The 13,364-nt window shown below is 48.4% G+C and carries 12 protein-coding genes; 5 read left to right on the top strand and 7 right to left on the bottom strand.

Going from position 1 to position 13,364, the window contains the following annotated elements; translation table 11 throughout:
- Positions 1-3: 3 nt before the first annotated feature.
- Positions 4-1,209 carry an Nramp family divalent metal transporter gene (locus tag B067_RS0114680; protein ID WP_019530845.1) on the top strand — a complete coding sequence of 402 codons (1,206 nt, stop codon included), beginning with the start codon at positions 4-6 and terminating at the stop codon, positions 1,207-1,209.
- 34 nt (positions 1,210-1,243) lie between these two features.
- Here the strand turns inward: B067_RS0114680 and B067_RS0114685 are convergent, their stop codons facing one another.
- Complete coding sequence (locus B067_RS0114685; protein WP_026244693.1) at positions 1,244-2,809, bottom strand: methyl-accepting chemotaxis protein; 1,566 nt, start codon at positions 2,807-2,809, stop codon at positions 1,244-1,246.
- A gap of 293 nt (positions 2,810-3,102) precedes the next feature.
- Here B067_RS0114685 and B067_RS0114690 point away from each other — a divergent pair, with 293 nt between their 5' ends.
- Both B067_RS0114690 and B067_RS0114695 read left to right on the top strand, forming a co-directional pair.
- Positions 3,103-4,521 (top strand): sodium-dependent transporter, encoded by a 1,419-nt coding sequence (locus tag B067_RS0114690; RefSeq protein ID WP_026244694.1) that lies wholly within the window; start codon positions 3,103-3,105, stop codon positions 4,519-4,521.
- Between the two features lie 34 nt (positions 4,522-4,555).
- Positions 4,556-5,905: a sodium-dependent transporter gene (locus B067_RS0114695; protein ID WP_019530848.1), complete on the top strand. Its 1,350-nt coding sequence runs from the start codon at positions 4,556-4,558 to the stop codon at positions 5,903-5,905.
- A 201-nt stretch (positions 5,906-6,106) separates the two neighbouring features.
- Here the strand turns inward: B067_RS0114695 and B067_RS0114705 are convergent, their stop codons facing one another.
- From B067_RS0114705 to B067_RS0114730, 6 genes are all read right to left on the bottom strand, one after another.
- Positions 6,107-6,466 (bottom strand): glutathione S-transferase N-terminal domain-containing protein, encoded by a 360-nt coding sequence (locus B067_RS0114705; RefSeq protein ID WP_019530850.1) that lies wholly within the window; start codon positions 6,464-6,466, stop codon positions 6,107-6,109.
- Between the two features lie 41 nt (positions 6,467-6,507).
- Positions 6,508-7,281, bottom strand: coding sequence for a PepSY-associated TM helix domain-containing protein (locus B067_RS0114710; protein ID WP_019530851.1), 774 nt, complete (start codon positions 7,279-7,281; stop codon positions 6,508-6,510).
- An 11-nt stretch (positions 7,282-7,292) separates the two neighbouring features.
- On the bottom strand, positions 7,293-7,829 hold the full coding sequence (locus tag B067_RS0114715; RefSeq protein ID WP_019530852.1) for an FMN-binding protein: 537 nt from the start codon (positions 7,827-7,829) through the stop codon (positions 7,293-7,295).
- 49 nt (positions 7,830-7,878) lie between these two features.
- Positions 7,879-9,066: a porin gene (locus tag B067_RS0114720; protein ID WP_019530853.1), complete on the bottom strand. Its 1,188-nt coding sequence runs from the start codon at positions 9,064-9,066 to the stop codon at positions 7,879-7,881.
- A gap of 127 nt (positions 9,067-9,193) precedes the next feature.
- Positions 9,194-11,239 carry a ferrous iron transport protein B gene (gene feoB / locus B067_RS0114725; RefSeq protein ID WP_019530854.1) on the bottom strand — a complete coding sequence of 682 codons (2,046 nt, stop codon included), beginning with the start codon at positions 11,237-11,239 and terminating at the stop codon, positions 9,194-9,196.
- Positions 11,240-11,244: 5 nt separating this feature from the next.
- Positions 11,245-11,472 carry a FeoA family protein gene (locus B067_RS0114730; protein ID WP_240472870.1) on the bottom strand — a complete coding sequence of 76 codons (228 nt, stop codon included), beginning with the start codon at positions 11,470-11,472 and terminating at the stop codon, positions 11,245-11,247.
- Between the two features lie 245 nt (positions 11,473-11,717).
- Here B067_RS0114730 and B067_RS0114735 point away from each other — a divergent pair, with 245 nt between their 5' ends.
- Together B067_RS0114735 and B067_RS0114740 are read left to right on the top strand one after the other, a co-directional pair.
- Entirely contained in the window at positions 11,718-12,062 is a 345-nt protein-coding gene (locus B067_RS0114735) for a metalloregulator ArsR/SmtB family transcription factor (RefSeq protein WP_026244695.1), read from the top strand.
- An 18-nt stretch (positions 12,063-12,080) separates the two neighbouring features.
- Complete coding sequence (locus tag B067_RS0114740; RefSeq protein ID WP_019530857.1) at positions 12,081-13,106, top strand: ArsJ-associated glyceraldehyde-3-phosphate dehydrogenase; 1,026 nt, start codon at positions 12,081-12,083, stop codon at positions 13,104-13,106.
- Positions 13,107-13,364 lie beyond the last annotated feature (258 nt).

Raw genomic sequence — 13,364 nt, forward strand, 5'->3', positions numbered from 1 at the left:
ACCATGAAACGCTTTGGCCCCGGTTTATTAGTTATGGCCGCCTTTATAGGCCCCGGCACCGTCACCACGGCCAGTAAAGCCGGCGCGAATTATGGCTACACACTGATGTGGGCTTTAGCATTTTCTATTATCGCCACCCTGATATTGCAAGAGATGGCATCGCGACTGGGTTTAGTCGCCAGAAAAAATCTTGCTCAGGCACTGCGCACTAGCTTTCAATTACCGGCTTTTAATATTGCCGCCAGTATTATGGTAATCGTAGCCATAGGTTTTGGTAATGCCGCCTATGAATCGGGTAATATCGCTGGTGCTGCCATGGGCTTGGCCGCCATCACAACACTACCTATTAATGTCTGGGCCTTAGTGGTGGGGCTTAGTGCTTTTTCAATATTAGCGATAGGTAAATATGCCTTAATAGAAAAAGGGCTAATGTTGATGGTGGTGATTATGAGTTTTGTTTTTATCGTTACCGCCCTAGTCATACAGCCCGATGTAGGCAGTATATTTCGCGGCCTAACCCAACCCAGTATACCGACAGGCTCCATGCTGACGGTTATAGCCCTAATAGGCACCACCGTGGTGCCTTATAATTTATTTTTACACTCCAGCACCGTGCAAGAAAAATGGCCCGCCGACATGCCCGCTGCTGAAGCACTAAAAGAATCCCGCAAAGATAATGCCTATGCCATAGGCTTGGGCGGCTTAATCACTTTAGCTATAGTCACCACCGCCGCCACCGCTTTTTATGGCAGCGACAGCGAATTTACCGCCGCAACTATTTCGCAACAACTAGAGCCTTTACTGGGCAGCTACGCCAAGTATTTTTTTGCTATAGGCCTATTAGCTGCAGGCCTAACCAGCGCAATAGCCTCACCGCTGGCCGCTGCCTACGCCGTTAGCGGTGCTATGGGTTGGCCGTTAGATTTAAGCAATAGACGCTTTAAAAGTATTTGGGCGCTGGTTTTACTCTCGGGCACCACGGCCGCGGCCTTAGGTACCAGCCCCATTAGCGCGATTCTTTTTGCACAGGCGGCTAATGGTTTTTTACTACCGGTAGTGGCGGTGTTTTTATTGATAGTGATGAACAAAAATAATCTGCTGGGCAGCTACACCAACAATCTGTTGGCAAACCTATTAGGTATTGCCGTGGTATTAACTGTATCAGGCTTGGGTGTGTTTAGAGTGCTTACCGCATTCAACATTCTGTAAGCACTAGCTGTTATCTACGCACACTGTTGTGCGTTTACACTTTGCCAAACTGCTGCACCATTAACCCCATATCGTGAGCCAAACGGGTTAATTGCTGGCTGGCAGCGGTGGTTTGCTGAGCGTTCTCATGGGTATCGTTCGCCAAGGCCATGATGTTAACCATATTACGATTAATCTCTTCGCTAACCATACTCTGCTCTTCCGAGGCCGCGGCAACTTGGTAGTTCATATCGCTAATTTGACTCACCCCAGCACTAATGCCTCCAAAAGCGTCACCGACTGATTCGATTTGCTGCACACTTTTGTAGGCTAATTGCTTGCCGGCATCCATGGCCTCTACCGCCTGCACTGCGGTTTGCTGTATGCGCTTAATCATTTGCTGTATTTCATCGGTGGAGTTCTGAGTATTGCTAGCAAGGTTGCGCACTTCATCAGCTACCACCGCAAAGCCCCTACCCTGCTCACCGGCCCGAGCAGCCTCTATGGCGGCGTTGAGAGCCAGTAAATTGGTTTCTCTGGCTATATTGCTAATCACATCAACCACTGAGCCAATTTTCTCACTATCTTGCTTTAACGCCTCTATGACTTGAGTGGCGCTATCCACTGACTTGGCTAGGGTATCTATATCATTAATAGCCGCAGCCACCAGTTTTTCGCCCTGCTCGGTTTGCGCTAGCACTTGCTGTGAGGCCTGCGATGTAGCCTCAGAACTACTAGCCACTTCGTTTACCGTGGCCGACATTTCATGCATGGCGGTAGCGACCAGCTCTACCTCTTGCTGTTGCCGCCCCACCCCTACTGTGGTTCTCTCTACGATTGCTTGGGTAGACTCGGTAACCGCCAATAAGGTTTGGGAGGCTTGCCTGACACGCCCCAAAATAGTCCGATTTTGGGCACGCTGCGCTTTGATCACTAAATCTAACTGGCCCAGCTCATCTTCTCGTCCGCTGTACACCGCCTTGGTCAACTCATCGTTAAAAATAGCTTTAGACTGTGTAGCCATAGCAATTAACGGCTGCACCAAACACTGACTCAAGCCCAGCGCCAGGCCTAGCGTTATAACCGCCACCCAGATACTGCCGCCCACAACAACAGCAGCTATGGCCGGTGCAGCCACCAGCAAAGCAAATACAGCTGCCTTTGAGCGAAAGGACAAGTTGCGCGGCCGCAACGAATGCAGCCATGGACGCTTGTTACTCTTCAGCTCTTGATACCGCTGCTTAGCTCTAGCAGTCACCACGGGATCGGCTTTAACTCTTACTGATTGGTAGCCCGTCACCTTGCCCTGCTGGTATATAGGTGTGATATAAGCATCCACATAGTAGTGATCGCCGTTCTTACAACGGTTTTTCACCAAGCCCATCCACGGCTTATCGCCTGCGATTACAGACCATAAATCTTTAAACGCGGCATGCGGCATATCGGGGTGGCGCACTATATTATGCGCCTGCCCCAACAGCTCCTGCTCCTCAAAACCCGATACCCGAATAAAGTCATCGTTGATAGAGGTAATCACCCCCTTAGTGGTGGTGGTCGATATCAACACGTCTTCATCGTGCAAGTCATATTCAGTATCGCTGATAGGCAGGTTATTTCGCATAGCTACGTGGCGCTCAAATATTAAGTAAGTGCTTATTTTCATTAACTTTTATCAATAATAACATCCGTATATTTACCTAATTCTATTAACTACATATAAATGCACTGATTTATATCAAGATATCTTTTATATAAAAAACTAACGACAGCATGGCTGCGGCCTATTTTTTAATCACCTGTGCAGATATCAACCAAAACGGTGGTAGTTTTTTTAAGGTAAGCCTTCACAAAGCTTGTTATTATCGGTGGATAATTGCTTCCAGACGTTACTATCGAAATAAAAAGAGAGAAGGCATGACTAGCTCCCGCGAACAATTTGGTTCCCGTATAGGGTTTATTCTGGCAGCTGCTGGCTCAGCGGTAGGCATAGGCAACTTGGTAGGCTTCCCCGTTGCCGCAACCAAAAATGGCGGTGGCGCTTTTTTATTAATTTACGCCTTCTTTGTTGCCTTTGTCTGCCTGCCGGTAATGGTGGCTGAACTCAGCCTGGGTAGAAACACCCAAAAAGACCCTATAGGCGCCTATCGCAAACAAGCGGGCAGCGACTCTCTGTGGCAAATAGCCGGCCTACTCGCCTTTATTACCCCTTTTATGATTGCCGTTTTTTATATGGTGATTACGGTATGGATATTTGGCTACTTTGTAGAAATACTGAGCGGCAACTTAGATACGTTGGCACAAGCTGAAACCTTCGGCCAATTTATTAACAGCAAGGTTATTTTTCTCTATTTAGTGGTGGTGGCGGGTTTATTGAATGTCATTTTATTAAGCGGTGTTAAAAACGGTATAGAGCGAGCCGCTAAAATCATGATGCCGGCTTTATTTATTATGCTTATAGGCTTGGTGATATTTGTATTAACTCTCGACAACGCTTGGGCTGGCGTGCGTTATTATTTAATCCCCGACTTCAGCAAGATAGACGCAAAAGTGGTTAATGGCGCGTTATCACAAGCCTTTTTCTCTTTATCACTGGGCATGGGTATTTTAATTACCTACGGCTCCTACGTTAACCAAAAAGAAAGCATCACCACCAGCGCGAAACTCATCGCCCTTACCGATACCGCCGTAGCCTTTTGTGCAGGTTTATTAGTGCTACCAGCTATTTTTGCCCTACACCCCAATACCGACACCTCACAGCTCAGCAACTCTTCGGTAAGCATGATATTTTCTTTCTTACCGCAAATCTTCTTAGAGCTGCAAACACTGATAGGCTATGTAGGCGCCAGTGCAGTAGCCGCCACCTTCTTCTTATTAGTCTTTTTTGCCGCTATTACCTCTATGGTTTCTATTACCGAAGTGCCTACCTCTAGCTTAATCGACAGCCTACAGTTACCACGTAAAACCGCCTTAATACGCCTCAATGTGGCTATGGCCTTGTTTACTATAGCCTGCGCTGTATCTTTTGGCATGGTGGGCTGGCTTAGCAGTTTTATCGAATATGCAGACACTAACAAATCTTTTTTTGATGTAGTGGTCGATGTTTTTTACGAAACCATTTTGCCGCTTAACGGTTTATTAGTGTGCTTATTTGTACGCTATCGCTGGAAAAAAGGTTTTAATGATGAAGTTGAAACAGGCGATAGGCATTTTAAAAATTCCTGGACTGAACGCTATATTAACTTCTCGTTAGCAACGTTCATCCCATTAATACTCTTGGTTATTTTTATCAACACCGTGGCGCAAAAATTCTTTGGCGCGGCCCTGTTTGGCTAAATAATAACAATGACTCTTTTTACAGGAACACCCTATGAGTACAGCTAGAGGCCAGTTTTCATCGCGCTTTGGTTTTATTATGGCCGCTGCGGGCTCAGCGGTAGGCTTGGGTAATGTTTGGGGCTTCCCCACCCAAACCGCCAGCAATGGCGGCGCTGCCTTTGTATTGGTGTATTTTGTGCTGGCTTTTTTATTAGCCTACCCGGCGTTAATGGCCGAGTTAATTATAGGCCGCCACGCCCGCGCCAATGTCGTCACCGCGTTAGGCTCTTTAAGTAGCAACCCAATCACCTCCTTTATCGGTAAAGGTGTAGGTTATTACGGGGTCATATTAGCGGGGTTAATTCTCAGCTTTTACACTATCGTGGCTGGCTGGATGCTATCCCACCTAGGCCATGGCATTGCCAATGTGGCAGGCATGACTACCGTCAGCCAGTGGTTAATCACCAGCTCTATCACGCGCGACTTAATGGGCAGTGTTATTTTTGCCGGTTTAACCATGAGTATTATTGCCAGCGGCATAGAGGGCGGCATAGAAAAATGGTCCAGCCGCCTAATGCCTATATTGATGGTTTTATTAGTCTTACTTATCGCCTATGTGTTTACCCAGCCTGGGGCCATGACCGGTTTAAAAGTTTACCTACTGCCCGATCTTAGTCAGGTGCTCAAGCCCAGCTTACTCATTAGCGCGCTGGGCCAGGCCTTTTTTTCATTGTCACTGGGTGTGGGCACCATGCTGATTTATGGCTCCTATGTGGATAAAAATGAAAACCTACCCAAACTAGGCGCCATAGTCACCTGCGTAGATCTAGCCATAGCCTTCACTGCGGGCTTGCTTATTATCCCCGCCGTTTATGTGGCGCAACACAATGGCTCGGTGATATTTAATGAGGCAGGTGAGTTAATTGCTGGGCCAGGCTTAATTTTTCAAGTGCTACCGTCGTTGTTTACTGCCATGGGTAACACCGGCTTATGGGTGGCCATAGCCTTTTTTGCCTTGATGAGCATAGCGGCTGTTACCTCATCTATTTCTATGCTGGAGGTGCCGGTATCGACAGCAGTAGAAAAAACTCGCCTCAGCCGCTTGGCCGCCACCCTAATTATGGGCAGCGCCTGCCTGGCTATTAGCGTGTTGATTATTTTTAACTTTGATCTGCTATTTGTTTTTGTTATAGACCTAACCACCAAATACAGCGAACCCTTACTGGGCATTATGTTTTGTATTTTTGCGGGCTGGATACTGCAACGTAACGCGCTATTGCAAGAATTAAAGCAAGGTAATGCGGCGATAGAGAGCAGCCTATTTTGGAAAATATGGCCTTGGTATGTAAGAGTGGTTTGCCCGCTATTAATTATAGCGACGTTTGCGCAAAGCCTAAGTTAGCTGGCTACCCATATAAATCATCTGGGCCGGATGAGGATAGACTATAGCGCTTACACCCATACCGTGGGCCTAGCCTTGGCCACACTTATTAATGCTGTGGCTGGCCAGCGAGTTTCAGCAATACCCATTATTGCTACAAGCGAAAGCCACCAGCAAAAATTACAAGCATAAGTATGGTCGTTAAAAACCTGCCCGTAAGGACTACGCGCAGCGCTGCTCTAAGTAAGCAACAATCTCTTTAGATTCATACAGCCACTGACTGCTGCCATTTTCTACAATACGTAAACAGGGCACTTTCACCCTACCGCCGCCTTCTAATAGCGCAGTTTTATGCTCAGCTTGTTGGGCATTAAGAGTAGCCACAGGAATATTTAACCGGCGCATAGCGCGGCGTACTTTGACGCAGAAAGGGCAGGCATAAAATTGATACAGAGTTAAACCCTCGGCCACTTTGTTAACCTGGGCTTGCTGCTCTACTGGGCGTTTGGCTTTGCGCGGGCTGGTGATAAAACTGATGGCGACGATGATATAACCTAACACTAAACGTATAACTTTTAACAAAACGACTTACCTCTATAACTACAGACTTTATCGCAAGGCCATTAATCGGCTTGGCGAGCTTTCTTTTTGCTGCGCTGTTGATACCACAACACAAAACCGGATAAGGATAAAAACAATAATAAAACAGCGGCAATATCCACCACCCAGACACCGCCATGACCAAACAGGCGACCGCTGTGCAAATCTAATAATACCCGTTCCCACGACAGGCCTTGGCCTCTATAAGCGCGGATAATAGCCTGCTCTATAGCCACCGGTAATGGCTGTGCCTTATTGGCACTGGGGCGCATATTTTCCACCGGGGTAAAACTAAACTGCTGGGTGTCTATCACAAAACTGCGCTTGGCGGTGGCCAAACAGAGTTGCTCACCGCATAGGCCAAACGCAACTATAGGTACGGGCAAACCATAAGCAGCGCTGAGACTATCCACCACCTCGCCTTGCGGGTTTACCAGCAGCACTTGCTGTTGGCAGGCTAACCAGTAATAGCCCTGATAAGCCACGGCAGTCAGTAATGATTGCTGACATTCAGCTATATGCCGTGCATTTAAATACAACTGTGATTTATCGTCACCACTCAACCAATCGTCATGAACCGCAAACGATTTTAAGCTAGGCGTCTGTATGCCGTAATAGGCAAGCAGGCGCTGGTTATTAACCGCAGCCTTGCCCAGCGCTAACTCTGAGGTGTGATTAAGCAATAAGCCCGTCACCGTCACTAACAACACCACTAACAATGCCGTTAAGCCTGCGCGTCTGTGCCAACGCCACAGCCAGGGCCTGAGAGTTTTATACTGCAACAGTGATAGTTTCATGATGGCTGCGCTTACTGGCCCTCGCTGACGGGCTGATTAAAAGGCGTCTGTTGATGCAAAAAGAGTGCGAGTGTAGCGATTTTTTTCAATGCGCGCACGGACAATGTCGCGCCGGTAATACCATCTATAGACTTATCCAGCCTAGGTTGTGACTGCGCAGCCAAGGCCACCTGGTTAAATTGCTGGGTAAAAAAAGGATAACGTACTTCACCGCCACGGCTTTCGCGGTACTCCAAAATACTGAGGTCGATAATTTTACCGGCATCAACCACTACCCCTACGGTAATGGGGTACTCTTTGCCTATCTCTTCCAACACCCAGCCGGTGCGCTGTTGATCACCCCAGTAGCGCAGCCGCAAGGTGCTAAAGCGCCGCCCCAGTAACCGCTCAACATCATCCCGTAAGGCTTTATCCACCCACAGAGTTTGCCAAGCGGTATCATCGGCAAAAAAGCGCGCCTGATAATCAGCCACGCTAATAAACTGCCCTTTTTGCGCCCAACTAATGCTGCTTAGCAATAGCAGCAACACGGCTATAAATACTTTCATAAAAACTCAAAAGGGGCGCAATGCGCCCCAGGGTATTCGTCTACTAAACTTAGAATGACCAACCTAAACCTAGGTTGAAGGCATCACCATCGGTGTCGCCAGTATTGTCATTAACATAGTCGGTGTAATCCGCTTTTAACACCACGGTAGGCGTTAACCAGTAGTTAACACCGTAGTCCCATATTTCATAATCTATGGTGGCGCTTAAACCGGCTTCGTTGTTGTATTCGCTGTAACGAGCAAATACGCCTAACTTTTCAGTCACTTTATAAGAGGGCTCTATGTACCAACCTTCTTGTGAGTCCCGGCCAGTGGTTTCAAAAACGTCACCGTCTACATCCCACTCGGCCCATAAGGCGCGTACAGTGAACGCTTGTACGGTATAGATAGCGTGTAGCTCCGTTAACAGGGCATCAGCTGTTGCCACTGCACCCTGAGAAATATCTTCTTGATACTGCACGGTTGCACCCAACTCTAAACCTTGTATGCCGGTGTACTTGATGCGACCCGTGTAGGCTAGATCTTCGGCATTGGCTTTAGCTGACTTTTGGCGGCCGCTGCGAATGTTGGCGTCCTCGTCATTTAAACCGCTGTGTAGCGCAGCACTATAGGATAGGCCGGGGGCGATTTCACCGTTAAACATCACGCCAGTTTCCCACCACGTAGCGGGGATAACTTTTGCTTCAACCAAGTTACGCTCGGTGCCGTAAAAGGTATCGGGCTCGTGAGTTTCGTTCATAATACCTACAGGAATTAAGAACTGACCGATTTGTACACTATGGCCTTGGGTGTAATCCCACTCTATATAGGCTTGCTCTAACTCAACTTCACCTGCTTGGCCTTCACCAGCAATGCTGTGCTCTAGCTCAATTTCAGAGAAGAAGCGTACATCATCAGAAAACTGGTGTGACAAATACATCACAAAGCGATGAGCATCAACCTGATCATCTTTATCTTCAAAATGGTTAAAGTGATGCTCACCGTAACCACCGATTGTAGTTTTCTCTACCCACTCGGCCATTTTTGATACCTTACCACTAGCTGATTGTTCAACAGCATCGGCAGTAGCGGCCACTTTGGTTTCAGTTTGTTGTATCTGGCCTTTAAGCACTTTAATTTCTTGTTGTTGCTCTTGGATAACTTTCCACATATCCGCAGTGCTGGGTAAGGTGTCAGCAGCTTGGGCGGAAACAGCTGCGGCAGTAATAGCCGCCGCTAAGATAGTTTGCTTAAACATGGATGGTGAACTCCCCTATGAGTTACATTAATAAGATGCGGGAATAGTAATGGTAGTGAGAATGATTATCAATAGTAAATAGTAAAAATAACGCCTTTCCCCTGAACTTTTTTGACTCAAGCCACCGTTATAAATTAACAACCGGGATTTGATCGCGCATACCGCGCCGCATTTGCGCCATGATGAGTTTATACGCCACATACAGCAGCGCGCTAGAGCCTATAATCCAGCTACATGCCATCACGGGTGCCGCTATCAGCCAAGCTACATGCCATAAATTAGAAGCCAACCAATAAGACAATAGCAAGCTCCACACTACCGAAAAGCTCAACCACAGCTGCCCTGCTTCTTTTTGCATCACCCCTATAGTGGCCACGCAAGGGGCATACAATAAAATAAACACTAGGTAACAAAACGCCCCCCAGGCCGAAGGAAACAAGCTTTGCATGGCCTGGTAACTATTAGGTTGCTGGTCAGCAATTTCTTCCTGAGAGGAGGCAATTTTCAGCGGATCGGTAAAGGCTGTCACTAAGCCCGCGGTGTTTTCCACCAAGGTAGCCAAAGCCGCAAGTACATCAGCGCCATAATTAGGCATAGTAAGCTGCGCCTGCGCCTGTACTGCTGGCGGCGCATATAAGGTATCCAAGGTGCCCACCACCACTTCTTTAGCGAATAGACCGGTAAATAACCCCACCGTTGCCGGCCAGTTCTCTTCACCTATACCTATAGGAGTAAACATGGGCGTTAAGGTTTTGCCCAGCGCCGACAGCGCTGAGTTTTCTGTATTTTGATTGCCCCAGCTGCCATCAGAGCCAAATGAGGACACCACATTAATAATGATAACTACCGCCACTATGCGCTTACCGGCACGCCAGGTGAAAGACGACAGCCTATGCCAAGTTTGCATTAGAACATTACGCAGCAGAGGCTTATGGTAAGCAGGCATTTCGCTGATATTGGCCGCCTCCACATTCGAGAATAACGAGCGGCGTAAAATCCAGGCCGACGCTATGGCCACTAATATACCCAATAGATACAGGGCAAAAATGGCGTTTTGCGCTTGGCTGGGGAAGAACGCTGTACCCACAAATACATACACCGATAAACGTGCCCCACAGGACATAAATGGGGCGATAAAAATAGTGGTTAAGCGAGCGCTTACTTGCCCCAGAGCCCTTGAAGCCATTACCGCTGGCACGTTACAGCCAAAGCCAATTATCAGTGGGATAAAGGCCTGGCCGGGTAGGCCTATTTTGGCCATCATGCGGTCTATCACAAAAGCCGCGCGCGATAAGTAGCCGGAATCTTCCAGCACCGACATACACAAGTACAGGCAACCGATAGTGGGTATGAAAGTACCCACTAACTGTATACCCCCGCCCACGCCGTCGGCCACAAAGGCCTGCAACCAAGCCGGCGCCCCCACGCTAGCCAGTAACCAACGGGGTGTTTCTACAAAAATACTGCCCAGCACAATATCGAAGAAATCGATAAATACTGCGCCTAAATTGACCGAGATAGTAAACAGCAAATACATCACTACCAAAAAAATAGGCAGCGCCAATAAGGGGTGTAGCATCCAGTGGTCTATGCGTTCAGTGCGGGTCACGCCATGATTTTCAACATAACAGGCCGCGGCAGTGGCTTTTATATCGACAGCTTTGGGCAGTGCGGGGTAGGCCACCAGCAAACTGGCTATGGCATCTTTTAGCTGCTCAAAACCCTCACCGGTAGAGGCGGTTACCCCCACGACTGGCAGCCTCGTTTGTTTGCGCAATTCAGCTAGGTTCACCTTGATGCCTTCGGCGGCAGCGGTATCTAGCATATTAACGATAAGTAAAATGGGCTTGCCCATGGCTAGCAAGTCGGGCAATAAGGCCAACTGCCTAGGTAGGCGGGTGGCATCCAGCGCCATTAACACCAACTCTGGGCTTTGCTCACTGAGGTATTGGTGAGCAACGCGGGCATCTATGCCCTGAATATCATCGTGCAGTGAATAAACACCGGGCAGATCTACCACGTTAAGCTGCTGGCCAGCCAATTGCAGGCGGCCATCCTTACGCTCAACGGTAACGCCAGGCCAATTGCCGGTGCGCTGACGGGTGCCGGTTAGGCGGTTGAATATGGTGGTTTTGCCGCAGTTAGGGCTACCTATAATCGCGAGTTCTTTCACAGCGATTACGCTACCTCAACATTAATATACTCAGCATCGTCGCTGCGTATGGCATAGAGCGTGCCCATGCTTTTAATTTGCATAGGGCCTTTGCCGCGGGCACGGCGTAACACAGTCACCGGCGCGCCGGGTATCAAGCCCAAGGCATCACAAAGACGCACTAAGGCATTGCCACTATGTACATCATGGATAGTCGCTAGTTGACCAATGTTAAGTTGGTTTAATGTCATCATGTGAGCAGCCCGAATGACCAAGAGCATAGCTCCTAAATCTAATTAACAATCATTCGCATTATTATTAATGCAAACCCTATTGAGAGCAAGCGAGATTACCCCAAATGGCTGATCTTTTTTGCACAGATAGCGGCAAGGTTGATAAGCATCAAACAATTGCCGGTAATAAGCCTTGTTAGGCCTAAATATATGGAATAGCATATATACAGATTTTCACATATCACTACCCTATGCCGGAGCAACGTATGGGCCCCGTAGAGTTTCACAAATGCCTAGCCGAGGAAACTCGCCTGCGCAGCCTAATGCTTATTGATCAAGAGCAAGAGCTGTGTGTGTGCGAGCTGGTAACCGCGCTGGCCGAGAGCCAGCCCAAGATATCGCGCCACCTCGCACAATTGCGGGCAGCAGGCATACTCAACGATAGACGCCAGGGCCAGTGGGTGTTTTATCAACTCAGCCCCACGCTGCCCAGCTGGGCACTCACCGTACTCAGACAAACACGACTAGCCAACCCCCGTTTTATTGCCCCCCACAGCCAACGGCTGCAGGCCATGGGCAGCAGGCCAGAGCGCAAGCTGAGCTGCTGCTGATTTTTAAGGAGTAACAGCATGACGATTAAAATAGGTATCAACGGCTTTGGCCGCATGGGCCGTTTAAGCTTAAGAGCAGGTTGGGATAACCCCGAACTGGAATTTATCCACATCAACGAGCCGGCCGGCGACGCCGCCACGCTCGCCCATTTACTCAACTTTGACTCGGTGCATGGCCGCTGGCAGCACGAGGCCAGCAGCCGAGATAACCACATACAGATAGGTGAGCACAGCATCAGCATCAGCCGCAATAAAGCCATAGCTGACACCGACTGGTCACAGTGCGATGTAGTCATAGATTGCTCAGGAAAAATGAAAAAACAAGCGCTATTACAAGCCTATTTAGAGCTAGGGGTAAAACGGGTGGTAGTGAGCGCGCCGGTTAAGGAAGACGGCGTACTCAATATAGTTATGGGCGTTAACGATCACCTCTACGACCCCGCCCTGCACCCCATAGTCACCGCCGCCTCTTGCACCACCAACTGCCTCGCGCCAGCGGTGAAAGTGTTGATGGATAATATAGGCATTAAACACGGCTCTATAACCACCATACACTCACTCACCAATTCCCAAACCATTCTGGATGCACCTCACGACGACCTGCGTCGTGCCCGTGCCTGCGGCTCTAGCTTAATCCCCACCACCACCGGCTCGGCCACGGCCATTAGCCATATCTTCCCCGAGCTAAAAGGCAAGATAGATGGCCACGCCGTGCGCGTACCACTCACTAACGCCTCACTCACCGACTGCGTGTTTGAAATGGCCAGAGACGTCACTAGCGAAGAAGTGAATAATTTATTTAAACAAGCCGCGCTAGGTGAGCTAAAAAACATTTTGGGCTACGAAGAAAGGCCGCTGGTATCTATAGATTACAAAACCGACCCGCGCTCTTGCATAGTCGATGCCGACCATACCTTGGTGGTTAACGGCAGCCAGTTAAAACTGTTTCTTTGGTATGACAATGAATGGGGCTACGCCAACCGCTGTGCTGAATTAGTCTACAAAATAGGCGCTATGGATAAGTCGATAGTCGATAGTCGATAGTCGATAGTCGATAGTCGATAGTCGATAGTCGATAGTCGATAGTCGATAGTCGATAGTCGATAGTCGATAGTCNGATAGTCGATAGTCGATAGTCGATAGTCGATAGTCGATAGTCGATAGTCGATAGTCGATAGTCGATAGTCGATAGTCGATAGTCGATAGTCGATAAAATTCTGCCGACAGCCCACCTACTGTCAACGACTATCTTCCGTTTTTTCTAGCGACTAGGAACTTTTAACTAGCGACTCTTCCCTTTTT

It is taken from the genome of Dasania marina DSM 21967, assembly GCF_000373485.1.
Classification (GTDB): domain Bacteria; phylum Pseudomonadota; class Gammaproteobacteria; order Pseudomonadales; family Dasaniaceae; genus Dasania; species Dasania marina.